Annotated in this window: 22 protein-coding genes; 8 read left to right on the forward strand and 14 right to left on the reverse strand. The window is 57.0% G+C overall.

The genetic code is table 11. From position 1 onward, the window contains the following. Positions 1 to 46 precede the first annotated feature (46 nt). Together GS611_RS12265 and GS611_RS12270 are read right to left on the reverse strand one after the other, a co-directional pair. The gene (locus GS611_RS12265) at positions 47 to 1,351 is read right to left on the reverse strand and encodes a sugar ABC transporter substrate-binding protein (RefSeq protein WP_171636019.1); all 1,305 of its coding nucleotides are present in this window, start codon (positions 1,349 to 1,351) and stop codon (positions 47 to 49) included. A 94-nt stretch (positions 1,352 to 1,445) separates the two neighbouring features. Next, complete coding sequence (locus tag GS611_RS12270; protein WP_171636022.1) at positions 1,446 to 2,471, reverse strand: LacI family DNA-binding transcriptional regulator; 1,026 nt, start codon at positions 2,469 to 2,471, stop codon at positions 1,446 to 1,448. 348 nt (positions 2,472 to 2,819) lie between these two features. On the opposite strand from GS611_RS12270, the gene GS611_RS12275 reads away from it, so the two are divergent. After that, positions 2,820 to 4,040 carry an adenylate/guanylate cyclase domain-containing protein gene (locus GS611_RS12275; RefSeq protein WP_171636024.1) on the forward strand — a complete coding sequence of 407 codons (1,221 nt, stop codon included), beginning with the start codon at positions 2,820 to 2,822 and terminating at the stop codon, positions 4,038 to 4,040. 176 nt (positions 4,041 to 4,216) lie between these two features. On the opposite strand, the gene GS611_RS12280 is transcribed toward GS611_RS12275, so the two are convergent. From GS611_RS12280 to GS611_RS12290, 3 genes are read right to left on the reverse strand one after another with little or no spacing between them, the layout of a single operon-like run. Beyond that, a complete protein-coding gene (locus tag GS611_RS12280; protein ID WP_171636026.1) occupies positions 4,217 to 5,128 on the reverse strand; it encodes a PhzF family phenazine biosynthesis protein in 912 nt (303 codons plus the stop codon). A gap of 55 nt (positions 5,129 to 5,183) precedes the next feature. Further along, complete coding sequence (locus GS611_RS12285; protein WP_171636028.1) at positions 5,184 to 6,164, reverse strand: alpha/beta fold hydrolase; 981 nt, start codon at positions 6,162 to 6,164, stop codon at positions 5,184 to 5,186. Positions 6,165 to 6,223: 59 nt separating this feature from the next. Beyond that, entirely contained in the window at positions 6,224 to 6,850 is a 627-nt protein-coding gene (locus GS611_RS12290) for a pyridoxamine 5'-phosphate oxidase family protein (RefSeq protein ID WP_171636030.1), read from the reverse strand. Between the two features lie 117 nt (positions 6,851 to 6,967). Between GS611_RS12290 and GS611_RS12295 the strand changes: the two genes are divergently transcribed. Further along, positions 6,968 to 7,891: a LysR family transcriptional regulator gene (locus GS611_RS12295; protein ID WP_171636031.1), complete on the forward strand. Its 924-nt coding sequence runs from the start codon at positions 6,968 to 6,970 to the stop codon at positions 7,889 to 7,891. A 237-nt stretch (positions 7,892 to 8,128) separates the two neighbouring features. Here the strand turns inward: GS611_RS12295 and GS611_RS12300 are convergent, their stop codons facing one another. The 3 genes from GS611_RS12300 to GS611_RS12310 all read right to left on the reverse strand — a co-directional run bounded on the left by GS611_RS12300 (position 8,129) and on the right by GS611_RS12310 (position 11,273). Further along, positions 8,129 to 8,776, reverse strand: a complete 648-nt coding sequence (locus GS611_RS12300; RefSeq protein WP_171636032.1) for a response regulator transcription factor — start codon at positions 8,774 to 8,776, stop codon at positions 8,129 to 8,131. Further along, on the reverse strand, positions 8,773 to 9,915 hold the full coding sequence (locus GS611_RS12305; RefSeq protein WP_171636033.1) for a sensor histidine kinase: 1,143 nt from the start codon (positions 9,913 to 9,915) through the stop codon (positions 8,773 to 8,775). Before GS611_RS12305 ends, GS611_RS12300 begins: the two co-directional genes overlap by 4 nt. A 512-nt stretch (positions 9,916 to 10,427) precedes the next feature. Further along, complete coding sequence (locus tag GS611_RS12310; protein ID WP_171636034.1) at positions 10,428 to 11,273, reverse strand: LysR family transcriptional regulator; 846 nt, start codon at positions 11,271 to 11,273, stop codon at positions 10,428 to 10,430. 86 nt (positions 11,274 to 11,359) lie between these two features. Between GS611_RS12310 and GS611_RS12315 the strand changes: the two genes are divergently transcribed. The 4 genes from GS611_RS12315 (at position 11,360) to GS611_RS21020 (ending at position 14,785) form a co-directional block, all read left to right on the forward strand. Next, positions 11,360 to 11,827 (forward strand): cytochrome c, encoded by a 468-nt coding sequence (locus tag GS611_RS12315; RefSeq protein WP_171636035.1) that lies wholly within the window; start codon positions 11,360 to 11,362, stop codon positions 11,825 to 11,827. 13 nt (positions 11,828 to 11,840) lie between these two features. Continuing rightward, positions 11,841 to 12,749, forward strand: coding sequence for a cytochrome c (locus tag GS611_RS12320; protein ID WP_171636036.1), 909 nt, complete (start codon positions 11,841 to 11,843; stop codon positions 12,747 to 12,749). 164 nt (positions 12,750 to 12,913) lie between these two features. Then, on the forward strand, positions 12,914 to 13,804 hold the full coding sequence (locus GS611_RS12325) for a cation diffusion facilitator family transporter (RefSeq protein ID WP_216598267.1): 891 nt from the start codon (positions 12,914 to 12,916) through the stop codon (positions 13,802 to 13,804). Between the two features lie 156 nt (positions 13,805 to 13,960). Further along, positions 13,961 to 14,785: a hypothetical protein gene (locus GS611_RS21020; protein ID WP_216598268.1), complete on the forward strand. Its 825-nt coding sequence runs from the start codon at positions 13,961 to 13,963 to the stop codon at positions 14,783 to 14,785. Between the two features lie 233 nt (positions 14,786 to 15,018). On the opposite strand, the gene GS611_RS12340 is transcribed toward GS611_RS21020, so the two are convergent. The 6 genes from GS611_RS12340 to GS611_RS12365 form a co-directional block, all read right to left on the reverse strand. Then, on the reverse strand, positions 15,019 to 15,960 hold the full coding sequence (locus GS611_RS12340) for an ABC transporter permease (RefSeq protein WP_171636037.1): 942 nt from the start codon (positions 15,958 to 15,960) through the stop codon (positions 15,019 to 15,021). Beyond that, entirely contained in the window at positions 15,957 to 17,000 is a 1,044-nt protein-coding gene (locus GS611_RS12345) for an ABC transporter permease (RefSeq protein ID WP_171636039.1), read from the reverse strand. The genes GS611_RS12340 and GS611_RS12345 overlap by 4 nt, the downstream gene beginning before the upstream one ends. Beyond that, the gene (locus GS611_RS12350; protein WP_171636041.1) at positions 16,990 to 18,510 is read right to left on the reverse strand and encodes an ABC transporter ATP-binding protein; all 1,521 of its coding nucleotides are present in this window, start codon (positions 18,508 to 18,510) and stop codon (positions 16,990 to 16,992) included. Before GS611_RS12350 ends, GS611_RS12345 begins: the two co-directional genes overlap by 11 nt. After that, a complete protein-coding gene (locus tag GS611_RS12355) occupies positions 18,507 to 19,865 on the reverse strand; it encodes an amidase (RefSeq protein ID WP_171636043.1) in 1,359 nt (452 codons plus the stop codon). The genes GS611_RS12350 and GS611_RS12355 overlap by 4 nt, the downstream gene beginning before the upstream one ends. A 16-nt stretch (positions 19,866 to 19,881) precedes the next feature. Continuing rightward, a complete protein-coding gene (locus GS611_RS12360; RefSeq protein WP_171636045.1) occupies positions 19,882 to 20,865 on the reverse strand; it encodes a BMP family protein in 984 nt (327 codons plus the stop codon). 66 nt (positions 20,866 to 20,931) lie between these two features. Beyond that, positions 20,932 to 22,224, reverse strand: coding sequence for an amidohydrolase family protein (locus tag GS611_RS12365; RefSeq protein WP_171636047.1), 1,293 nt, complete (start codon positions 22,222 to 22,224; stop codon positions 20,932 to 20,934). A gap of 397 nt (positions 22,225 to 22,621) precedes the next feature. Here GS611_RS12365 and GS611_RS12370 point away from each other — a divergent pair, with 397 nt between their 5' ends. After that, entirely contained in the window at positions 22,622 to 23,641 is a 1,020-nt protein-coding gene (locus tag GS611_RS12370) for an AraC family transcriptional regulator (RefSeq protein ID WP_171636263.1), read from the forward strand. Positions 23,642 to 23,834: 193 nt separating this feature from the next. Continuing rightward, positions 23,835 to 25,013, forward strand: coding sequence for an acyl-CoA dehydrogenase family protein (locus GS611_RS12375; protein WP_171636049.1), 1,179 nt, complete (start codon positions 23,835 to 23,837; stop codon positions 25,011 to 25,013). The last annotated feature ends 290 nt before the right edge of the window (positions 25,014 to 25,303 follow it).

A 25,303-nucleotide genomic window follows, 5' to 3' on the forward strand; every position in this document is an offset into this window, starting at 1 on the left:
GAGAGAGCAGGGGACAGATCACCTGTCCCCTACTGGGAGGGATGCCTCAGTACCCTGCGGCTTCCATTTCTTCAGCCGTAAAGGCCTGCGCCTTTTCAAGCGCTTCATCTACAGTCTGTTGTCCGGCATAAACCGCCGAGAATTCCTGACTGACCTGTGTGGCAATGCCCGCGAATTCCGGGATCGCAACGAACTGGATGCCAGTATAGGGTGTTGGCTTGGCACAGCAGTTCTGCGGGTCGGCCAACAGGATCGACTCGAGCGTCATCTTGGCGAACGGAATGTCCTTGTAGTTCGCGTTCTCATAAAGCGAGGTGCGCGCACCCGGAGGGACATTGGCCCAACCTTCGTTTTCCGCCACCAGTTCGATGTAATCCTTTGAGGTCGCCCATTCGATGAACTGCTTGGCTGCATCCTCTTTCTGGGTTCCCGCCGGAATGGCCAGTGCCCAGGCCCACAGCCAGTTGGCGCGCTTGTCGACGCCTTCCGAATTTGGTGCCAGAGCAAACCCGACCTTGTCCGCGACAGTTGAATCATCCGGATTTGTCACAAAGGAAGCCGCAACAGTGGCGTCGATCCACATTCCGCACTTGCCCTGCTGGAACAGCGAAAGGTTTTCGTTGAAGCCGTTGGTCGCGTAACCGGCAGGGCCGGATTCATTCATCATGTCGACAAAAAAGGTCAGCGCCTCTTTCCATTCGGGCTGATCAAACTGAGGTGTCCAATCTTCATCAAACCATCGTGCACCAAAGGAATTCGCGGTTACAGTGATAAAGGCACCGCCTTCACCCCAGCCCGCCTTGCCGCGCAGGCAGATGCCGTTGATGTCGTTGTCACGGTCCGTCATCGCAGCCGCCGCCTCGCGGATGAACTGCCATGTTGGCGCCTCAGGCATCTCCATCCCGGCCTTTTCCATCAGGTCGGTGCGATACATGATCATCGAGCTTTCGCCATAGAACGGTGCTGCATACAGCGTGCCGTCATGGCTCAGGCCACCCGCCATCGCAGGAAGCAGGTCGCCGACATCATATTCCTCAGACAGCCCATCCAAAGGAACCAACCAGCCATTTGCGCCCCAGATCGGCGTTTCGTACATGCCGATGGTCATGATATCGAACTGACCGCCCTTGGTGGTGATGTCGGTGGTAACACGCTGACGCAGGACGTTTTCCTCCAGCGTCACCCATTCCACGTCGATACCAGTCGCCTCGGTGAAGTTGTCGGTATAGCCCTGCATCCGGATCATGTCGCCATTATTGACGGTTGCGATCGTGATCGTTTCTGCATGGGCCGCGGCCGTTGCGACAAAGGTCAATGCCGTCGCCGCACGAAGTGCATTCTTCAAATACATCCTTGTCCTCCCTGAGCTTGGATGCCGTACTCGGAAAGTAGTGCGTAATTTGTCGCGGCGTCAATAAAAACTTTACGCGCGTTAAAAAATGAAGCTACGCAGAATCCCTCAAAACCAGTCGTGCGGGGAATAGCGTTTCCGATCGCGCCTGAAGTTCCCCTCCACTTTCAATGAGTTGGAACAGGGTTTCAACACTGCGCGCCGCTACATTATCATAGTCATGCGCTGCCGTTGTCAGGGATGGACATGTAAATTTTGCGAACGGGTGCCCATCATTCGAAGCTACACGCAACGTACAATCCTCTTTCCGACCGACCCGAATCCCCTGTTCGTAGCAAGCGGCAAGAAAGCCGATGGCAAGCCGGTCATTGCTACACAGAACCGAGTTCGTCCTCAATTGACCTTCCTCCAAGATCTTCATCGTGCCTCTGTGTCCAATTTCTTCAAACGCCCAACCTTTGCCATCAACCTTGAGAATATGCGGCTCATGTCCGAGGCGCTCCATGATTTCGACATACGCCTTGCGCCGTTTGTTGGCATTGGGGTTCGCGGGTGTTCGCATTTCGAAGAAGGACGGGGGTTCACCAGTGCGGGTCATGTATTCGACGGTTTGCGACACAAAGCTAAAGTTATCCGATCCGACAAAGGCTGCTCCCAGACCATCAAGATTGCTGTCGAACAGAACGGTCGGCACATTGGCACAGAATTTCTCGATCGCAGATCTGTCCGAAATTCGGCCCAAAGGGGCCAAAAGAACACCGGCGGGTTTCATCGATTGCAAACCGTCCAGAATTTCGTTCTCCAGCTTCTGCTCGCCATGAGAGCTGAACAGGGACGGCCGATAACCTGCCGCAATGCAACTTTGTTCCAGATAGCGTGCAATCTCGACAAAGAACGGGTCCGCCAGATAGGGCACGACGATTCCGATATTCTTGGTTAGCTTTCGGTTCTGGTTCACCGCGTAAATGTTGGGGCGATAGTCGAACCGTTCCAGCGCCTCTTCGATTCGGGCCCGCGTCGTGGGGCGAACGCTGTCGGGATCGTGAAAGTACTTGGAAACCGTAGGGCGCGAGATGCCGCTGAGCGCTGCAAACTCTTCCATGTTCTTTATCTTGGTCATGCCAGTCTGCCTGCTGGTATTGTTCGTCGTGAACTTATCATAGATTTACATATTCTTTGCGCGCGCTAATAAATCAATAGCCAGAGCGGCCTCGTGCTACCAGCGTGCGACAAGGCGTTCAAAGGGTTTCGAGAGCGACGCCGCCCTTTTGGCAAGATTCATTCAAATTGATGACAAGGCTGGCGAAACGTATCCAGGAAGGTCTGTGTGTAGCTTGGCCGGCGCTTACGGCCGAGAACTGTGGACTGAACAGCAGGCTTGGACGGGGTAAGAAAAAGGCTAGAATATTATGATCGAACACTAAACCCAAATTCTTGACGATCTTATCTAAGCGATTGGTTTTAAACTATGGATGCTATTGCCCAACTGACCAATTGGATGATTGCCGAGGGGCGTCGTTCGGATGACCCGGAAAAAGTTGTGTCATATTTCTGTTCGTCTCTGATCGAGGCGGGTGTGCCGCTCTGGCGGGTCAATATCGGTCAGCGTTTCGCCAATCCGCTGCTCATCGCATGGGGGATCGTCTGGACACCGGATGGCACCGAAAGCTATGACGTGACACATGAGACCATGCTGACGGATGGGTATGTCGGCAGTTCATTCGAATACATTCTTGAACACCGTAAGCCACTTCACAAAAGTCTGCGGCAATTGGATCCCAAGACCGAGCACTTATCATATCTTGAATTCGCTGAGCTGGGTGGCACCGATTACTATGCTACGCTGCTTTATTACGGAGACGGATCGCTGCACGGCTGCACTTTTGTCACCCGGTCGCCAGAAGGCTTCTCGCCCCGGCATCTGAAAATGATTGAGGGTGCATTGCCCGCTCTGTCCTCTGCTCTTGAACCTGTCACCATGCGCAAGTCGTCCAAAGGTCTTCTGAGAACCTATCTTGGCGATGGGCCCTCTGATGCTGTGTGGAACGGGCGGATCAAGCGAGGGGAACGCACAACCCTTGACGCAGTTGTCATGTTCTCTGACCTGCGCGGTTTCACCGCTCTTTCAGACAGGGCATCCGAAGAAGACGTTTTCGACATGTTGAGTGGATATTTTGATCTGGTCGTGCAGTCTGTCGAAGAGAATGGCGGCGACATTCTCAAGTTCATGGGCGACGGCATTCTGTCGATATTCACTGTCGAGACACAGGAAGGTTTGAACGCCCAATGCAAAAGGGCAGCACAGGCCGCTCAAAGTGTTTTGACCGGTTTGGCCGCACTCAACCATCGCCGCGATGAGGCTCAGAAGCCGCCGTTGGACATAGGCATCGGGATCAATGTCGGGCAGGTCAGCTATGGCAACATCGGCAGTCCCGGCAGGCTGGATTTCACTGTTCTGGGCAGAGCGGTCAACCTCGCAAGCCGTATTGAGGGGTTGACGAAATCCCTGGGCCACAGAGTTCTGGCGACGTCAGCCGTTGCCGCTGCTTCGCCTGAACTGTTCTCAGCTTGTGGGTTTCACGAAGTTCGAGGGCTTGCCGAATCCATCGAGTTGTACTCTCTCGTCGAAAAGGAGCCTCAAGCCAGCCCCATGCCGGATCGCCACATGGATCCGGACAACATGGATTGAGAATCGCAAGCTTCTACATTGTCCGCAATGCCGAATTCGATTTGGGCTGCGGGCGACGAGGCCGCGCACTGCGCTGATTAAGGTCCCGTCGCAGGACCCTTGGACGAAGTGTATTCGCGCTCAAGGACCTGGGCGCATCCGAAGCTGATGCTGCGGACACACCTGGCCTTTTCGCGTCACAAAGCAATCCGGGCCGAGGTCATGGCTTTTCCGTAACCACCCGCCATGAGGCCCGTGATTGCGCCATTCTCGATATCCAGATCGACCTTTATCAGGCTCGGGCTTGCCGGGTTCATAAACACCCCCTGTTCGATTTCAAATGATCGCTGAGACGTGCCGCCGAAATCGTGCAACACGCATGCAAGTGGCCCGGCCGCCATCCCAGTGGCGGCTTCTTCATCTATCGCGTATCTGGGTGCGAACATACGGGTTGTGGCGTCCCGGCTGGTGATTGAAGGGTCATTCGTGAATACGTAATAGCCAATCAGATCCAGTTTCTCGCTGATTTGCTTGATTTTGGCCAAATCTGGTCTGATTTTGGCAAAGCCCGCCGCATCCGAAAGACCAACGACGATGAAGCTGTTGCCGGTGTTGACCAGAACCGGAGCAAACCTCTGATCCAGGTCAGTTTTGTCGACCCCGAGAGAGCTCAGCACATCGTCGAGTTTCACGCCATTTTCGATCCATTCCTGAGCACCCGAGTAGCGTGGGGCCAATTGTTCCATATAGGCGGCGCCGTCTTTCATGAGTATGCGCCTGGGGCCATCAACTGTTTCCTTTGAAGTATCGGGCTTGGGGATCCGACCCAACGCATCAAGGTGAGAGAAGGCGGCGATTGTTGCATGACCGCAATGAGCGATGCGCCGGTTCGGTGTGAAGAAATCCAGCTTGAAGCCTTCCGTCTTGGACCGCGAGACAAACGCCGTCTCGGACACTCCAACTCTTGCCGCCACGGTTTGCATATCTTGCGCGCTCAGATCATCAGCGTCCAGAACGACGCCTGCGGGATTTCCTCCGGTGCCACCGTCGACAAACCCGTGCACGATTTCAACCGTGACATCCCTGGCAGTGTTTGTTTGCGTTTTCATTGATCGTCTCCAAACATGAGGCCGCGCCCTTGATCGAGGCGCGGCCAGTTGCGCATCAGTTGCCGGCGGCGGTGATGCGGTTCAGGAATACAGTCATCTGTTCCGCAATTTCAGACCCATATTCTTCCAGCGCGAAGTGTCCGGTATCAAGCAGATGAAACTCAAGATCCTTCAGGTCGCGTTGATAGGGCAGGGCGCCTTCGGCCGGAAAGATGTGATCATTCTTACCCCACATCAGCAGCGCAGGTGGTTGATGCTCACGAAACAACGCCTGCCATTTCGGGTACTCGGCAACGTTGGTGCCGTAGTCCAGGAAAAGTTCAAGTTGCACCTCCTGATTACCTTCGCGATCAAGCAGGTATTGGACGTGCCAATAGTTATCCGGGCTGATCAGTTCCGGCCTCTGTACACCGTGGGTGAACTGCCACTTGGTCGCATCCAGAGTAAGAAACCCACGAAGCTGGTCGCCATTCTCTTTCGATGGGTCGGCCCAATAGGCTTTGATCGGGTCCCAGAATTCGCGCAGCCCTTCCTCATACGCATTGCCGTTCTGAATGACGAAGCCAGTGACCCGTTCGGGTTGTTCGGCAAACATCCGGAATCCAACCGGGGCACCATAGTCCATCAGATAGACCGCGTATTGATCGACACCCTTCCGATCCAGCAGAGACGTCATGATTTCGGCGATATTCGCAAAGGAATACTCGAAGTCTTCGGCTTGCGGCATGTCCGAGGCCCCAAATCCGGGGAAATCGGGCGCGATCACGTGATAGTTCTTGGCCAGTTCGGGGATAAGGTTGCGGAACATATGTGACGAGGTCGGAAACCCATGAAGCAAAAGAACGGTTGGCCTGCTCGGGTCTCCGGCCTCACGATAGGCGATATTGACCTCGCCGATTTTTTCTGCGCGGAAATTTACCGCTTGGGTGGCTTCAATGCCGGTCTCACTTGCGATTGCAGGGGCCGGAGTTAATGGCACCGCGATGGTAAGCGCGAGAAGACTTGCGCTCAGGATGGATTTCACATTGCGCGACATGGGTATTTCCTTTCTTGGGGTTTTGGGGGCGCGTCTGAACGCGCGGGGTTCAGCATCGGTCAGCGTTTCTGGCCGGGCTTTTCTTTGTGCTCTGTGTTTTGAGCTTTCAGTTCCGCCAGTTCATCGCGAAGCGGTGCCATATGCTCTTCAAACTCTTCCAGGGTCAGGCGTTGGGGGATGTGCTGCGGGCAGTTCCAGTCCATCGCTTCAAGCTTGATCACAATGGCCCGCTCCGGGTGGCCCCTGTAATTCGGGTCACTCAAACGTTGCGTCAGGGCCGGATCATCCGCGCCATCAACAAGTTTCGCCCGGCCCCAGATCTTGAGGCGTCTCCGGTTGGGATAGTCCATCAGGATCAGAGAAATGCGGTCGTTGTTCAGCAGGTTACCTGCGCTCAGATATTGCCGGTTGCCGCGAAAATCTGCGTAGGCCAGCGTCCGTTCATCCAGCACTTTCAGAAAGCCTGCCGGTCCGCCGCGGAATTGAACATAAGGCCAGCCGGTTTCAGAGACGGTCGCCTGATAGAAGCCGTCCCTTTGTGCGATGAAGCTGGCCTCGACCGGGCTGATGAGGTCTTCCTGAACAGCGCCGGCCAGAAACTTTGCATAACCTTCAGCCGATTTGTTCTTGGCCTGTGTTGCACGTACGGAAGGCGTAAAAGTGATTTCTGCAAAAGGACGTGACATCGAATTCTCCATCTCAGCCGGGCAGAGCCCTGGGGTTGAGGTGAAGCTAGTCCAAGCCTTGGTGTTGCAGAATATCCCTAATTGGCAATATATTATTCCAAAATATGGAATAGTTTTTTGGATAGATTTCAGGCTCTGAGCGTTTTTGTGAAGGTGGCCGAGTTGAAAGGCTTCGCGGCCGCAGCGCGCCACCTCAATATGTCGCCACCAACGGTAACCCGACTGGTCTCCATGCTGGAGGACAGCCTGGGGCTTCGTCTTTTTGTGCGCACCACGCGATCAGTCATGCTGACGGACAGCGGGCGAAGGTTCTTTGAAGATGCCAGACGCATTCTGATGGATCTCGAGGAGGCAGAGCGTGCCGCCGTCGGATCCTATGCCGAACCGACCGGGGAACTCAGCGTGACCGCATCGGTGTTGTTCGGCCGCATGTTCGTCACTCCGATTCTGGGTGAATTTCTGGAACTGCATCCAAAGCTCTCTGCGCGCACTCTCTATGTGGACCGCGTGGTCAATCTGGTGGATGAAGGCCTCGGCGTCGGGATCAGGATTGGAAACCTTGCAGATTCAAGCCTGATGGCGGTGAGATGTGGCGCGGTGAGGCAGGTCGTGTTTGCCGCTCCGGCATATCTTGATGCGCGCGGCGAACCAGACACACCCGACGACCTGGCCAATCACGCGATCATAAACTCAACCGCCCTGCACGCCTCGGCCCAATGGCATTTTCAAAAAAGCGAAACGGTCGTGACAAAGCGCGTGAACCCGCGCATCAGCATGAACACCAATGACGCGGTGATCGAGCTGGCGCTTCAAGGGCGTGGCATCGGGCGGCTTTTATCCTATCAGGTTGCACCCTACGTTGCGGACGGGCGGCTCAGGACCGTTCTGAATTCGTATGAACCACCCGAGGTCCCCATCCATCTTGTGCATCAAGAGGGCCGCACCGTGTCTGCAAAAGTGCGCGCCTTTGTCGATTTTGCGGCCAAGCGTCTCAAATCCGACCCCTATTTGTATGGATTCCGGCACAGGCCTGAGAGTTAGGCCAAAAGATCCGCCGAACCACGCCATCCGGTCGCGGCCAGGGTCGCCAGGGCCCTGACCGACAGATCACTTTGGGCATGCGCTTTGAGGTGGTACAGCGCAAGGGCGAACATGTGCAACAAAGCTTGCCACCAACTGGATTTGCCGGCACGAAACTGAAATCTCAGATCCCGGGTGCACACGCTTTTCGAAGCGATAGGGCCAGCATTGAGCATGCAATCACGTTTGACCCATGGTTTAGTCGGTCTTGCCCCAGGCATCGTGCGCGATCAGCGCGGCCTCGACCCGGTTTCGGGCGTGGAGCTTGGAGAGGATTGCCGTCATGTAGTGCTTTACGGTTTTTTCCTGAAGATCCAGTTGATCTGCGATCTCCCGATTGCTCATCCCCTTCGCCACACGTCGAAGTATTTCTTCCTCGCGATGTGTGAGATCATCCAGAACATCACTGTCTTTGGAAGCTTCTGCCTCTCTGTTGATCTGAAGCAGCACGCGCGAGGCCAACCCGGGTGACACGAATCCTTCACCTGCGGCGATGCTGCGCAGTGAGGCCGTCAGTTCGCTAGCCGTCACACCTTTGACGATGTAGCCGATTGCCCCTGCTTCCAAAGCATCCGCAACGTCACTGTTGTTTTCCGAGACCGTCAATATCGCGATAAATGGCGGGTTTGCCATGGCCGCGATTTTTCGCGTCGCATTTATGCCGCCCCCGGGCATCGAAAGATCGAGGATGGCGATGTCAGGTTGATGAATGCTGACAAGTGAAATTGCCTCATCCGCGCTCGAGCCGGCAGCGAGAACTTCGAACCCATCGGCTTCGTCCAATGTCCGGTGCAAACCGTCCCTGAAAATCGGGTGATCATCCGCTATTACGACAGATGTTGTCATGACGTACTCATCTTTCTGGGAAATAGTATCATTGTGACAGAGGTACCTTTGCCAGGGCTTGACCTGACTTCGAACCTGCCGCCGATACTCTCAACCCGATCTCGCAAACCCAAGAGCCCCTGGCCTCCATCGTCACGCAGTACTTTTCCGTCCGAGGGGTCAAATCCGGGCCCGTCATCGTTGACATGAATGACGACCCGATCGTTATGCGCCTCGCAAATGACCGTGCATCGAGAATTCGGAGCATACCTGGCGGCGTTGGAAAGCGTTTCCTGAAGGAACCGGAAAACACACAGCTTGTCGGACACGGACAACTCGATCGTCTGGCTTCCCTGAAGTGAAACATCCGGCCGTAACGGGCTGTGTTCCGAGTGATCTTCTATCGCTCTTTTCACCACATCAATCAGCGCCAGATTGTCGATGTCCGGAGCGGACAACCCCCGCGACAACGCGCGAATTTCGGCCAGGGACTTCTGCAAAGACTGTTGAATCTCCTCGGCCTCAGCAGGCTTTTCAGGCCTGTCCGAGAACGCCGCCTCCAACCTGAGGGCCGCGAGGGACAGATATTGAGCGGGACCGTCGTGAAGCTCGGAACCAAGCTTCTTCAGAAACCGGTCTGTTTGCGTGGCATATCGTTCCGACGCTTCGACCACGCGCGACCGCAGCCTGGCGTTCTGCTCTGCCATCTGCTCACTCTCTTTCAGACGCCGCTCCAACAGGCGCCCCTGACGTCGAATGGTGTTGTCACCGATTGCCACGATGGAAAACAGCACGATTGTGCTTGCTGCAAATGCTGACCCGACGACCAGCCAGCTTGTCCGGCGGGCTTTGGCCATATCAACTTCCAGCTGTTCGGCTTTCTCGTAAAACTCTGCAACTGCAATGATATCGCCCGACCAGAGTTCGCGGATCGGGCTGTACACTTCAAGCAGCGGGATCCCAAGTGCTGCTTCTGCGGCGCTTTCGGCATGGTCGAGATCTTCGAAAGAACCCGAAATCTCTCCGCTCCAGGCTCGGCTCAGATCATCAGTCGGATCGAAACGGCTGCCAATGATGGTTGGATCCGACGCGTGCGCGATCACGCCTCCTTGTTTCCAAAACTTGAAAGACACAATGCGGTCCCGCATCGGCTGGGTCATGAATATTTCGTCCAGTGCCCGCCTTGCTTGATCGGAAAGACGATCCCCGTATGCAAGTTCCTGGCTGAGAGGGGATACGATGCTCTCCATATACAGCGCTGCGGAATTGGCAGAATTTTGGACAACTGCATTCTCGATCCGATTTGACACCCATGCGCCAACTATCGCGGTGGCCGTTCCCATCACGACAATGCAAGCCGCAAGAAAAACGCGCGACAATGACCAATTGCGAACTGACAGATCAGAAATCTCGGGTCTCATTTCGTGATCAACTATGAACGACAATCCCTGACCGCACCACCGACCTTGGTCTGAACTCACCAGCGTTCGGATTCGGAACTCGGATCATGTCAGAACCCTCGGTCGCGCAATCGCGCAGGCGGCAGACAGAAAGCACGCGTGGCCTTGCAGGAAGTACACGGAGCTCGCTCAAAACTCCGTCCAGACGATCAGCGCATCGGCCCAAAGCCGTCCTTGGAGGAGCCATACCTACGGGCGAGATTTTTGATTTGTCACCCCGGCAGAGCAATGGAAAGGCGTTCAACCAAAGCTCTTTGCACGATGGCAAATCTCGGAGTGCGCGCTATCTCGTCCAGAGCCGCCACCCACAGCGGGACATCTATTCTGGGATCAATTTCTGACGACCGATGAAGCCTAGGATCCGCGTTCCCAATAAACGAGGGCAGGATCGTTTTGCCCACCCCGGATGCTGCCATCTGTTGAAGCACCAAAAAGCTGTCTGCCCCGTTGGTCATTTCATCGGCGCTGACATGTTCGGCCAGCCATTTGGCGGGAAGCGAGCGGCTCAACGCTCCATCAAGCCTCATCCATTTTCGGTTTGGGGAACCGTCGTCAAAAACGCCGAATGACAATGTTCCCGCACGTTCGCTGACAAGCCCTTCTTCAAGTTTGATCGAGGGTCGCACTGCGATGTCCGCGGTCAACCTTGACAGATCATGATGGCTGTTGCCGCTTAACAAAGTCAGCTCCAAATCGGGATAAAGCCGCGATATCTCAGTCAGAATTTGGGGCAATACAAACTGACAAAGGCTGTCCGTAGACGCAATGCGGACCTGACCCGCAGGGGACCGGTTTGCCCCTACAATTGCCCGCTCTACGGAAAGTACGGCCTCTTCAACGCTTTCCATCGCCGAAAGAATAGCTCTGGCCTCGGGTAGGGCAGTGTACCCTGACGGGTGTTTTTGAAAGATCACGCATCCAAAACGGTCTTCAAGCGCGGCGACTCTGCGCAGCACCGTTGCATGAGTGACACCAAGCGCCCCGGCAGCCGCATTCAATGATCCGTGTTTCCTTACGGCCAGCGCGTATCGAAGGTCATCCCAGTTTTGGTTGTGCATAAATTAACAAGGAACAACAAATAACAAACAATTACAAGAAAAAATGTTCAGGCTAGTATTCGACGCATTGAACAGGGAGACGCACAATGATCAAGAAAATCCCGGCCGTTGCGGCAGGTTTGTTGTCGGTAGCCGTTATTGGATCAGCCATCGCCCATGAAAGCGAAAATCCTGCGGTGAAGGCTCGGACCTCAATCATGCAGCTCTATGCCTTCAATCTTGGCACGTTGGGCGGCATGGCCAAGGGAGAGATTGAATATGATGCCGAGGCAGCGACACGGGCCGCAAATAACCTGGTTGTTCTGACGCAGATCGATCAATCTGCGATGTGGCCTGCCGGATCCGACAATGCGTCCGACCCGTCCACCCGGGCCTTGCCAGCCATCTGGGAGAACTTTCCGGATGTAAGCGCAAAAGGTCAGGCCATGGCGGAAGCCGCCGTTGCGATGCAGGCGGCGGCAGGCCAGGATGTCGATGCCCTTAAGGCGGCGATGGGTGATCTGGGCGGATCATGCTCGGCATGTCATAAGGCTTACAGGGCACCGAAAGACTAAAGGAGCGCTGGCCATGCGGCGTGTGTTCATTTTCGCCGCAGGTATCGCTGTACTGGTCGGGCTGGTCGGTTTGGTGCTGACCCGTCCGAAAACAGTTGACCAGACACAACTGAACGGGATTGTCCCTGATCTCAGTCGAGGTGAGGCAGTGTTTTACGCGGCTGGATGCGCGTCCTGTCATTCTGCTCCGAACGCAACGGGTGAGGAAAAGCTGGTACTCGCTGGCGGTCGTCGGTTTGCGTCGGATTTCGGCACGTTCATAGCCCCGAACATATCCAGTGATCCGGTTGCCGGCATCGGATCGTGGTCCGCATCGGATCTGGCCAATGCCCTGCTCCACGGGACCGGGCCCGAAGGACAGCACTATTTCCCCGCATTTCCCTATACGTCCTACGCCAACATGTCAGCCGAGGACGTTGTTTCACTGCATGCCTTCCTCGGCACTCTGCCGGCGGTTCCAAGCCAAAGCGCAGCGCACGAGGTTGGCTTTCCTTTCAATATTCGACGCGGGCTGGGCGGGTGGAAGCTGTTGTATCTGAAACCGGGCTGGGTTGTGGAAGGCGATCTGACTGACCAGCAAATTCAAGGTCGATACCTGGTAGAGGCGTTGGGACATTGCGCAGAATGTCACACGCCGCGTAACGGGCTAGGGGGCCTGAAGCGCGATCTCTGGCTGACAGGTGCACCAAACCCCAGCGGAAAGGGACGCATCCCCGGGCTGACTTCTGCCCAACTGGATTGGTCCGAGGCTGATATTGCCGAGTATCTGAAATCCGGTTTCACGCCGGATTATGATAGCGCGGGTGGTGAGATGGTCGAAGTCATCGAAAACACATCCCGCCTTACGGATGACGACCGTCTGGCGATTGCGGCATATCTCAAGGCCGTGCCCGCGTCACCGACAGACTCGCCGTCAGAGTAACCCTCTTTGGCGCCATGCGGCCGATGCCAGATGTCCTTGCCAGCCGTCAGCACGAAGCCGCAAGGCCTATTCCCTTTTCGCCAAACTCCTGTTTTACGTTCTGGGCACCGGAACGCAGCACACGCCCGCGTTTCTGTTCAGGATTGATTGAGGGTCGTGGCCAAATGACACAAAAAATCGCGCTTTGGTCCATTCCGATATCCCTGGCGGTACTGGCCCTGAAGCTGCTGGCCTGGTGGCTGACAGGTTCGGTGGCGTTGTTGTCGGACGCGATGGAATCCACCGTCAATGTCGCAGCGGCCCTGCTGGCTTATTTTGCGGTTCGGGTCGCAAACAAGCCCCCTGATGAAAACCACCCCTTTGGCCACAAGAAAGCCGAGTATCTTTCCGCTGTCGTCGAGGGCGCATTGATTGTGTTGGCGGCGTTCTTGATCATCAGAGAGGCCGTGCTGGCACTTCCAAGTCCGCATCTTGAAGATGCGCCTTTTCTTGGAATCGCCGTCAATGTCATTGCAACGGGCGTGAATGGCGCATGGGCCTACCTGTTGCTTAAAGTCGGCAGGCGCGAAGGTTCACCTGCATTGGAGGCAAGCTCGCGGCACATTTTTACAGATGTCATGACGTCAGTTGGTGTCATCGCGGGGCTCACACTTGCACTTGTCACCGGCTGGCTTGTCCTTGACCCGATCCTTGCAATTCTGGTCGCGCTGAACATCCTGTGGGAAGGTTGGAAAGTCATTCGTGCGTCCGTTGACGGCCTGATGGATGTGAGCCTTTCTGAACATGACTTGCAGGTTGTTTCCAGCACCATTGAAAACAATCTGGGCGCTGCGCTGGAATATCACGACCTCAAGGGGCGCAGATCCGCGAATGTCATCTTCGTCGAGTTTCACCTTGTTGTGGACGGCGCAATGCCGGTCAGCGCAGCCCATGACATCTGCAATGAAATCGAACACGCATTGGAACGTCTTTATCCGGGTTCTGTTTTTGTCATTCATCTCGAACCCGATGACGAGCTGAAGGGTAACGGAGCACAACCGAACCAGGTTTCTTAAACCACTTGGTGCAATCGACTACGACCGAAGTCGTGGTTTTGGCGGGGACGTTCGGCCCGCAATCCATCAGACCTAAGCCCGATGTTGGGACGCAAAGCCCCGGATAACCTGTCACCGACACCATGAGTTGGGTCGAACAGAACCGGAGGCGAAAAAATGAAACTTCAAGGAAAACTGGGCCAGCTTCTCAGCACAGCAGCACTGGCTTCGTTGATTGCCGCGACGCCTTACGTGCCGAAGTTTGACGCGGAAGGTCGCCTGCACCTTGAACCAGCCTATGCCTTTGCCAAAAGTGGCAGCGGAAAAGACGGGGATGGAGGCGATGACGACCGAGGGGATGATCGTGGCGGCGAACGGGACGACAACTCGGGGTCGGGCAACAGTGGTCGCGGTGGTGATCGCGACGACGACAGGGACGATGACCGCGACGATGATAGGGACGACAATTCCGGGTCCGGCAAAGGTGGTCGCGACGACGATGACGATGACGACGATGATGACGATGATGACTCGAAGCGTTCAAATCGAGGCAGCGGCAAAAAGGATCTATCCCGGTCAGGCGGCGGGTCATCGCGCTCTGCCGGCATAACGAAGGTTGAGACGAACGCCAACGGCATCGAAGTGCGCTATGCCGATGGAACCAAGGAAGAAATCGAAAACGGTCGGTATGAAAGGAAGAATGCTCAGAACCGCACTGTGGAAGAACGGCTGGCGACAGGCGCCGATGTCTCAAGGCTCCGGTCATTGGCAGATGGTATCTCCATCGACAACGTGCGCTCGTCCGGCCAAGGAGGTACTACGGGAATCCGCCCGACGAAAGTTGAACGTCAGGGCAACAATATCGAAGTGAACTATGCCAATGGCTGGAAAGAAGAGATCGAGTTTGGCCGTTATGAGTTGAAAGACCCATACAACCGGACTGTCGTTGAGAGAAATGCAACCGCCGCTGACCGTCGGAGATTGCAGTCGGCAGGCAACTAGGCAACTACGTCAGAACGAAAGACAAAAGGCGGCTTCTCATCGTCATTGCCAGCGGTTATTGGCGTACTGCATTGCGATCAATGGCTTCTTGCCCAAGGTGTTGACGCAACATTCCGCCCAACACGAAAGGCACGGGCACCAATGTCGCAACCCGCCATAAGCGACGTCTCATGTATGTCCTGCCCCTTTCGCGCTTGCAACGACCAGTCATCCACTGGTTGTGAACCCTGATCCTAACGTTCACCGCGCCGATAGGGTGCCATCAGCGCGGCAGGCACCTCGGCCCTGCGGGCCACAAGAACGAGCGCGACGATGGAAAGCACATAGGGCGCCATCAGGAAGAGTTGATATGGCACGCCTTCAATCGCCGTTTGCAGCCGCAACTGGTATGCATCGAAAAAAGCAAACAGCACGGCACCGATCAACGCCTTGCCAGGCCGCCAACTTGCGAACACAACCAGTGCGATGCAGATCCACCCGCGTCCTTGAACCATGCCCGGGAAAAAACTGTTGAACGCCGTTGTCGTCAGGAACGCGCCACCCACTGCCATCAACGCTGATCCGACAACCACTGCACCAATGCGAATGCGAATGGGGTTCAGCCCCTGCGCCTCAACCGCGTGCGGGTTTTCACCGGTCATGCGAATGGCCAGCCCCAGCGGTGTCCGGGCAAGGGCGTAGGCCATCACAGCCACCGCAAACAGAGCGAGGTAGGTCGGCAGAGCCTGGGAAAACAGGATCGGACCCAAAATGGGGATATCGGAAACACCCGGAACATCGAGTGGCTGGAAAGGTTCTATCGTCGGGGGCAGATCGCCCACTTCGACAAGCAACCGGTAAAGGTAGTAGGCCAGCGCGGATGCAAACAGCGTGATGCCAAGCCCCGAGACATGTTGCGACAATCCAAGCGGGACCGTTAGCATGGCGTGCAGCAATCCTAACATTGCGCCGCAAAGTGCCGCTATCATCAGGCCAACCAGCAAAGGCGCGCCCATGTAGACGGCAAGCCAACCGCTCATCGCGCCCATGGTCATGATCCCCTCGATCCCTAGATTGAGAACACCCGAACGTTCACAGAGCAACGCGCCGAGGACTCCGAAAATAAGCGGCGTTGCAATGCGCAGCACGGACGCCCAGAGGCTGGTATTCAGCAGCAGGTCAATTGCATCACTCATCGGCGCACCCGGTAAGTTGTGAAAAGAAGGGCCACGATCATGGTGAGCAGGCAGAGCGCCACGATCACGTCGGCAATGAAGCTGGGAACGCCGGTTGCGCGGCTCATGGCATCGGCCCCGACAAAAACGGTGGCGACGAAAACCGCGGCGGCGACCACACCCGCCGGATGCAAAGCGGCCAGCATTGCGACGACGATGCCGGCATAGCCGAATCCGGGGCTCATGGTTGTCGTGACCCCGGCTGTAACACCCATGACTTCGACGGAACCTGCCAGCCCTGCCAAAGCGCCTGACAGCAGGGCCACACCCATGATCGTTTTTGGAAGGGAAATTCCGGCAAAGGCGGCGGCACTGGCGTTCAAGCCTGCGGCGCGTGTTTCAGCACCAAAAACCGTGCGGGCCAGGATCAGCCAAACAACACCTGCTGCCGCGATGGCAAAAAGCAACCCGATATGAAGGCGCGTGCGGGGAATAAGATCCGGCAGGCGGTACTCTCCGCTCACGGGCACTGAGGAAGGCCAGCCAAAGGCCATCGGATCGCGCATCGGACCCTCGATCATGAGGCCGACGAAAAGGATCACAATGAAGTTGAGCAGTAGGGTCGTCACCACCTCATCCACCCCGAAACGCAGGCGCAAATAAGCGGGGCCCGCCAACAGGGCCGCACCCGCCGCCATGCCCGCCAGCATCAAAATCGGAATCCCGATCCATCCGGAAACCCCGAGAGAATGCCCGATCCACGCGGTAATCAGCGCGCCGACGAAGAACTGCCCCTCGCCGCCGATGTTCCAAAGACGCGCCCGAAAGGCGACGGCCGCGGCAAGCCCGGTAAATATCAGCGGCGTGGCGCGGGTCAGCATCTCGGTGATCGAAAGGCGCGAACCAAGCGCGCCGGTCAGCATTTCACCATAGGCAGTCAGCGGGTTCACACCTGCCGCTGCGATTAGACCCGCAGCCAATAACAACGCGGTAAAGATCGCGGCCAGCGGCGCAATGACCACAAGGTACAGCGGTACATATGTGCGTCGTTCAAGCCGCATCATCATCTTCCTTCCAGACACCTGCCATCATCAGGCCAAGGCGTTGCGGGTCAGCCTCATCAGCGGATATCGGTTTCGACAATCGACCCTTTACGATGGCCTGTATCCGGTCTGAAAGAGCTACGGCTTCTTCCAGTTCCTCCGAAATTAGCAGGATCGCAGCACCCTCGGCCCGTGCGGCCAGAAGCTCGGCATGAACTGCGGCAATTGCCCCTTCATCAAGGCCCCGCGTCGGCTGGTTGGCGAGCACGAAACGCGGTCCGTTGGTCAGGACTCGCCCCAGGATCAGCTTTTGCATGTTGCCGCCAGACAGCAGCCGTGTGCGCGTGTCGGGACTGGCCCCTCGGATATCAAATCGTTCGATAAGCCCTGCGGTGTATTCTCGGGCAGCGCGTTGTCGGACAAAGCCTCGGCGCGAAAACTCTAGTGTGCGCAGACGTTCAAGAACTGCATTTTCCCACAGGCTCAATTCACCCACGACACCTTCTGTATGGCGGTCTTCCGGTACCCTGCCTGCGCCAGCCTGGATCATGCCGCGCGGGCCCAGATGGCCGATATCCTTGTTCAGCAGTGTCAACTTCCCGGCGCCAGGGTGGATCAGTCCAGACAACAGCCCGCCAAGCGAGGCCTGACCATTGCCTGATACGCCGACGATACCAAGGATCTCGCCAGCGTGGACAGTGAAAGACACGTCATCCAGCCGCAATTCACCGTCTTTTTCCACGCGCACATCGTTTGCGACCAGAACCGGCGCGCCAATCTCGTGGTCTTGACGAACGGGCCGTTCCACTTTGCGGCCAACCATCAATTCCGCCAACTCTCCGGGGGTGGTTTCAGAGGTCCTGCGTTCCGCGACCAACCTACCGCCACGAAGAACGGCCACACGGTCAGAGGCCGCCATGACCTCATGCAGTTTGTGACTGATGAAAATAAGCGACAGACCCTCTTTCGTCATGTCGCGCAGCGTCTCGAACAGGCGCATTGCTTCGGGCCGGGCCAGAACGGCCGTGGGTTCATCCAGGATCAGTATGCGCGCGTCTCGGTACAGCGCTTTCAGAATTTCGACGCGTTGACGTTCACCCACGGAAAGAGACTTGATCCTATCGTCGGGGTTCACGGGCAGACCAAACCGATCCGCGATCTGCAACAACTTTGCGCGCGCCTCGCCACGTGCGGACCGTGCGCGTGTCAGGGGTTCTGAACCAAGCATGACGTTTTCAAGAACCGTGAGGTTGCCCGCAAGCGTAAAGTGCTGGTGTACCATGCCCACACCCACCTCGATCGCTGCGCGGGGCAGACCCGGAGGCAACGCTTTGCCAAACACCGTGACAGAGCCTTCGTCGGCTGCGTAATGGCCGAACAGGATGTTCATCAGCGTCGTCTTACCCGCGCCATTTTCACCCAACAATGCAAGGATTTCACCCTGGGCCAATGACAGGGTCACATCATCATTGGCGGTAAGCGTTCCAAAACGCTTTGTTATGCCGTGAAGTTCCAGAACCTTGTTCATGTGGGCAGGCCTGCGATTGGAGACGGAAAGGTAAGTTCGGGCGCACGCGCCTCGATCAGAGCGCCAAGTTTCAGCAACGCAAGATCCGAGCCGGGTGGTCCCATCAGTTGCAAACCGATTGGCAGGCCATTTGCCATGCCAAAGGGCAATGCCAAAGCCGGCAAGCCCGCGACATTGGCAAGTGCTGCGTTTGGGGCAAAGGCCTCCAACCGCGCCATGTGTTCATCCGCGGAGGCGCCAGAAAGGTCCAAAGTGCCGATAACAGGCGGCGCAAGCGATAGGACCGGCATCAGGACAGCATCCACAGAACTGAAAATCTTGCGAGCACGATATGTCAGGCGCGCAAGCTGTCTTGAGGTCGCAAAAAGCGCGGTGGCGGATGTGGCACGGCCCTCGGCAGCCATGGCAGCGGCAAGCGGTGGAACCTGGTCATCAGAGATCCTGAGTGCAATGAGCCACTCGGCCAGCGAAACAGCCAGTATCGTTCGGGCAATTGCATGAGCCTCGGCCCCCATCTCGTCCGGGGTACAAATGTCATGCACCTCGCAGCTTGCATCGCGCAGAGCGTCAGCCGCATCCTTGGCGGCTTTGCACTGGTCAGTTCCGCAACGCTCGGGCAGTGCCAATGCAATGCGGGGGTGGTCCGCCGGATGTACCGGGGCCATGGGCTGGGCTACGGCTTGAAAGGCGGTTTCTACATCGCGTAGGGACCGCGCCAGAACCAGTTCTGACGCTATCCCCATCAGGTGATTGGCGAAATCAGGGCCCCCGGGCACCGCACCACGAGACGGCTTGAGCCCGGTCAAGCCGCAGCACGCGGCTGGGACTCTGATAGATCCGGCCGCATCCGTGGCATGAGCAATGGCGACGATGCCGCCTGCAACCGCAGCCGCGGCGCCGCCAGATGAGCCACCGGGCGTCAACGCGGGATTCCACGGATTGCGGGCCGCAGCCATGCCATCTGGTTCACATGTCAGGGAAAGGCCGAATGGCGGTGTTGCCGACACGCCAAAAGGGATCAGGCCGGTCTGGCGCAATTCATGCAGCAGGCAGCTGTCAGTTTCGGATTTTCGCCCTTGCGCGCGGATTGCCGCAGACCCGGCAGCAGCGGGCAGCCCTTTGGCGGAACCGCCGAGGTCTTTGACCAGGAACGGAACCCCGTGAAAGGGCCCGCGCTGGTCCAATGGCGCTGCATCTGCTGCCCTCGCGCCGGCGCGGGCCATGTCTTCGTCCAGAAACACCACGGCGCCCAGATCCGCCTGCGCGTGGCAGGCGGAAAGGCTTGCTTCCATCGCGTCGGCGGCAGTGATCTGCCCTGCCGAAACGGCAGCTGCAAGAGCCGTGGCATCGGTCACGTCAAAACCCCCGGGATCAGGAGGGCTCGCTTTCGTCGATCGGAACGTCCCATTCGCCGGATTGGATCGCGGCCTGTTTGGCCTCCATCGCAGGGATGGCGTCGGCAGGCACTTCGTCAGCGACATAGATCAGCTCATTGCCGCCATGGGCCATGAAGGAATATTCAGTATAGTTGCGCCCGGTGGGTTTGCCGGCCTGAACATCCGCCACGATGGCTACGATGGTTGGCCCATAGTTCCAAATCGCGTTGGCAAAGACCGTACCGGGATAGCGGGGTGTATAATCTATCAGTGAACCGATGGCCTTCACGCCGCGCGCCTGAGCGGCGTCAGCGGTGCCAATGCGTTCACCAAACAGGATGTCCGCGCCCGCGTCGATCTGGGCAATCGCGGCTTCCTGCGCGCGAGCCGGATCAAACCATGCTCCGATGAAACCGTTAAGGAAAGTGGCGTCAGGGTTCACTTCACTGACGCCCATCCGGAAAGCATTGATCAGGAGGTTCACCTCGGGGATCGGATAACCGCCGACGGAACCAAAAACATTGCTTTCCGACATTTGGCCGGCAAGCATTCCGGCCAGATAGGCCGCCTCGTGGTTGCGGGTGCCGAAGACGCCAAAATTGTCGCCCTCCGGTCCGCCGGAGGACCCCATCAAAAACGCGGTATCGGGGTAATCACCCGCCACTTCGCGTGCTTCGCGTTCCACCGCGTAAGACTCGCCCCAAATGATTTGCGCGCCGCCTTCGGCGTATTCGCGCATCGCACGGGGATAGTCGGTCGGAGCCACACCCTCTGAAAACTCATATTCGATCAGGCCAGCCTCGGCGGCTTCCTGCATCGCCACGTGGATCCGGCTGTTCCATGCATTTTCGACCGGAGACATATGCACGCCAGCGACGCGGGTTGCAGATTGTGCATTGGCGCGGCGGATATAAGCCGGCAGGGCCAGCATGGCCGCGGCGCCGACCATCAGTTGACGACGTGTAGTGGTGAGTTTCATCGGAGTATCCTCTTCTGTTGGTGGCAACTATTCTTGTTCTTGTTCTTGTTCTTGTTCTTGGGCTTCCTAAATATTGGGCCTGGGCGCGTAATCCGCGGGATCCAGGGTCGAGGGGCGGCTGGGCAAGGAAAGCGCGGCCAGTCTTGGTTCGGTACGCGCCAGCACCTTGCCGTTTTTGATGACGGCAAGACGTGTGGCTTTCATACGAACAGCTTCAATCGGGTCACGCGCTTGCAGCACAACCATGTTGGCTGGGCCGCCTTTGCGAATTGTCGGGTCAGGCAGACCCATGGTCTTGGCACCGTTCTCGGTAACGGATGTGAAAGCCCATTCCATCGCTTCGCGGGATGTCATCGGCACCGCATGCACGCCCATATGGGCCACTTCCAGCATGTCGGCGGACCCAAGAGAATACCATGGATCCATGGTGCAATCCTGCCCGAAGGAAACGTTCACACCTGCTGCACGCAATTCTGGTACGCGGGTCAGGCCACGGCGGCGCGGATAAGTGTCCGAGCGGCCTTGCAGCGTGATATTGATAAGCGGGTTCGGTACGACGTTCATGCCGCTTTCCGCGATCAGCGGAACAAGCTTCGAGGCATAGTAATTGTCGTATGAATGCATCGCCGTGACGTGGCTTGCAGTCACACGACCCCCGAGCCCAAGGCGTGTGGTCTCATAGGCGAGGGTTTCCACATGGCGCGACATCGGATCGTCACTTTCATCACAGTGCAGGTCCAGCATCAGGTCGCGATCCGCGGCAATCTCGGCCAGCCTCGTGACCGATCGAGCGCCTTCCGACATCGTGCGTTCAAAATGCGGGATACCGCCCACCACATCGACCCCCATATCGAGCGCCCGGATCAGGTTCTTTTCGGCATGTTCTGATCGATAGAGGCCATCTTGCGGGAATGCCACCAATTGCAGGTCAATATAGGGGGCAACAAGCTTGCGCACTTCCAGCAAAGCTTCGACACCCACCAACGGAGTTGACGAAACATCCACATGCGAACGGATGGCCAGCAATCCCTGCGACACGGCCAGATCGCAATATCGCATGGCCCGCTCGATCACCGCTTCGGGCGTCAGAAGGGGCTTTAGTTCTCCCCAAAGCGCGATGCCCTCCAAAAGCGTGCCCGAAACATTCATACGTGGCGACCCGAGGCTAAGGGTGGCGTCCATATGGAAGTGCGGGTCGACGAACGGAGGAGAAACCAGGCGGCCCGTTGCATCAATTTCTTCGCGCGCCTCACCCATGATGTCAGCGGCAATTTCTGCAACACGGTCGCCGTTGATCGCAATATCCACCGGTTCGCGGCCATCCGGCAAGCTGGCCTTTCTGATGATGATGTCAAACATTCATCTGCCCTCTAATTTGACCACATGGTAAAAGTATTCAAAAAAATTGCTATTTATTTTTGCGATGTTTTGGAATTGGTGCCTGTGACGGCTTCTCAGCTGCTCATTATCAAAGCCCGACTGATTAAACTTTGGCCGTCTAAAGCCCGGGATTTGGGGCAATGAACGCACCGAGCCAAAAGAGCGCCCAATACATCCGCAAGATTGCTTGCCGATGCAAACAAAAGCTCTGCCCGCCACCGCACAGCAGTATTCGATGACCGGTGCGGCGAACAGGGGCGACAGCCCACTGAAATAAGCTCAACCGGAGCGTTGATTGGTGAAGACATTGCCAATCCGCAACCTACATTCGCCGTGTTTCATCTCGACCGGAATTGGTGATACCTCCTTGCACGTCATGACCAATGTCGCGCCAACGATCCTTTCCACGGTTTCCAGCCAGTTTATCGATGACTGGCTGACGGCATTGCGTACGCTATGTCCCGAGGTTCAGATGGCATCGCTTCTCGCCCGGTCGGGTTTGGTCGCGGATACGCGTCACCCTCATGGTCGCGTCACGCTGGATCAAATCGTGTGTCTCTATCAACTTGCCGCAGTTGAGACCGGTGATGAGATGATGGGGCTTTGGAGCCGCCCAATCCGGCCGAGAGCCCTGCAACATCTTTTGACGACAGTCCGGGAAGCCACGTCTCTTTCATCGGCACTTTATCGCTTTTCGACCTTCTGGAACTTGTTGCTGGATGACTACCAGTTTGATCTGGATGACGCCGATAACATGTTGGTGCTTACGCTGAAGCCACGGGGCGCGGCTCAAGTTCAGCGGTTCGGGCACATGCTGATACTCAAACTTGCCCACGGGCTCATGTCTTGGCTGGCGGGGCACGAAGTTCCGGTCAAGGCTGTCGATTTCGTGTTTGAGCGCCCCGACTTTGATCAGGATTACGCGGTCATCTTTCCGGCACCGCTACGGTTCGGCCAAGGTGCCGCCGCGATTTCGTTCGATCCGAATGCGTTGGGTCCGGTGCAGGCGCGCAGCACAAATGACCTTGACAGATTTTTGCAAAACGCGCCCCGAGACTGGATCTTCACCAGTTCGCGAGAGCACACCCAATCGCTGCGGGTGCGCACCTATCTGGTCCAATCGGGATGGGACGCGGCAACCCTGACCCAGACGGCATCCGCGATGCACATGACCCCCCGCACCCTGATCCGCAGGCTGCATGCGGATGGTACATCGTTTCAGGCCATCAAGGATGCCCTGCGGCGTGATATCGCTATCCGTGATCTTCAGGCGGGGCGCAAAAGCGTTGAAGCCATCGCACATGATGTCGGATTTTCGTCGGCGGCCAATTTCCACCGGGCCTTTCAGCGCTGGACCGGAAGCACGCCAAGCTCATACCGCAGGGTGCAAATGTAGGGCGCCCGATTTGTCACTTTTGGACAATGATCTGTCATTGCACGAGATGGTCCCCAGCGGGCAGGATCGCTAGATCTTGCTGTAGAAAACCTTCTTTTCGGAAGTTTTGCCCTCAAAAACTCATCATTCCGCTCATCCATGGCTTCCCGGTTGTGGCGCCATCTGAGAATGACCGTCGTGAAAGGATCCGCCAATGTCAGACAAACTCGACACCATACTCCAAGCCGCACGCGACCACGCCGTGCAGGTGATCCTGCCCAATGTGGATGCCTGGAACGCCGCGAAGAAGTGGCCGCGCGATGCTTCGGACAAGGCCGGGGCCGCTGGCCTGACGGGCCTCTACGCCCCCGAAGAGTTTGGCGGTCAGGGCTTGCCGCTGGCGCAAGGCATTCAGGTCTATGAACAACTGGGACGGGGCGATGGTGCCTATGCCTTTGCCCTGTCGATGCATAACATCTGCACCTTCGCGGGCTGCGGTTATGGCACAGATGCCTTCAAGGAAAAGTGGGCGCGGGACCTGACATCTGGTCGCAAGCTGGCGAACTTTGCACTGACCGAACCACAATCCGGATCGGACGCAACAAACATGTATTCACGCGCCGTGGTCAATGACGACGGCACATGGACGATCAGCGGCGCGAAGGCATGGGTCAGCCTCGCGACCGAGGCGGACATCTATTTCACTGTGGTCAAGACCAGCGACACACCCGGCCACAAGGACATGGCGATGATCGCCATTCCCGCCGACGCACCGGGCCTCAGCTTTGGGCCGCTTTACGATACCCCGTCCTACAACTTCCTGCCCCTGGCCGAAATGTACATGGACAAGGTCGTGGTCGATGAAACCAACATCATCCTACCCATTGGTCAGGGTCTTCAAGGCGCGCTCATGGCCATCGACATTGCCCGTGTTTCGATTGCCTCAGGATGCTGTGGATTGATGCAATCTGCGTTGGATACGGCGTTGTCCTATTCCAAGAACCGCAAGATGTTTGGCGGCAGGAACCTTGATCTGGACGGGATCCAGTGGATGCTGGGCGAGGTTGCAACCGACCTTGAAGCCTCAAAGCTTCTCTACCGAAAGGCGGCAGACTCCCTTGGCACGCCCGAAGGCCCCTTGATGGCCGCTCATGCCAAACGGTTTGTGCCAGATGCCGCAGTAAAGGCTGCGAACACCTGTACGCAGGTCCTGGGTGGTGCAGGGCTGTTGCAACCCTACGGCCTGGATCGCTTGTCCCGCCTCGCGCAAATGCTGCGGATCGTGGACGGGACGACAGAAATCAGCCGTGTGGTCATCGGGCGGGCCTTGCAAAAACGCGCGGCAACTCTGCCTGATCTGCCGGTACCGAAAGGTTTTGGCGAGACCGACTGAATGTCCCGCACCGGTTCGATGGGCGCAAATCTGAGATTCTGCGCAGACATCAGCAAGATCAAAAGGTACCGCATTATTGCGGCCGGTTGCCTGAATGGTTGACCGTGGTGCTAACTCGCCATGAACAAGGTCGCGCAAAGCGTATGAAGTTTTGCTTTCTGACGACACTGACATGTGGGACGGTGAAAGGTGGGGGCAGGGGAGGCGGGCGCATCAATAATCCCGACCTCTCCATCCAGCCCGAAACATGCCAATCGCGACTACGGAACATTGCAATCTGACGAACCGGA

The sequence above is a fragment of the Ruegeria sp. HKCCD6119 genome (assembly GCF_013110585.1).
Taxonomy (GTDB): Bacteria; Pseudomonadota; Alphaproteobacteria; order Rhodobacterales; family Rhodobacteraceae; genus Ruegeria.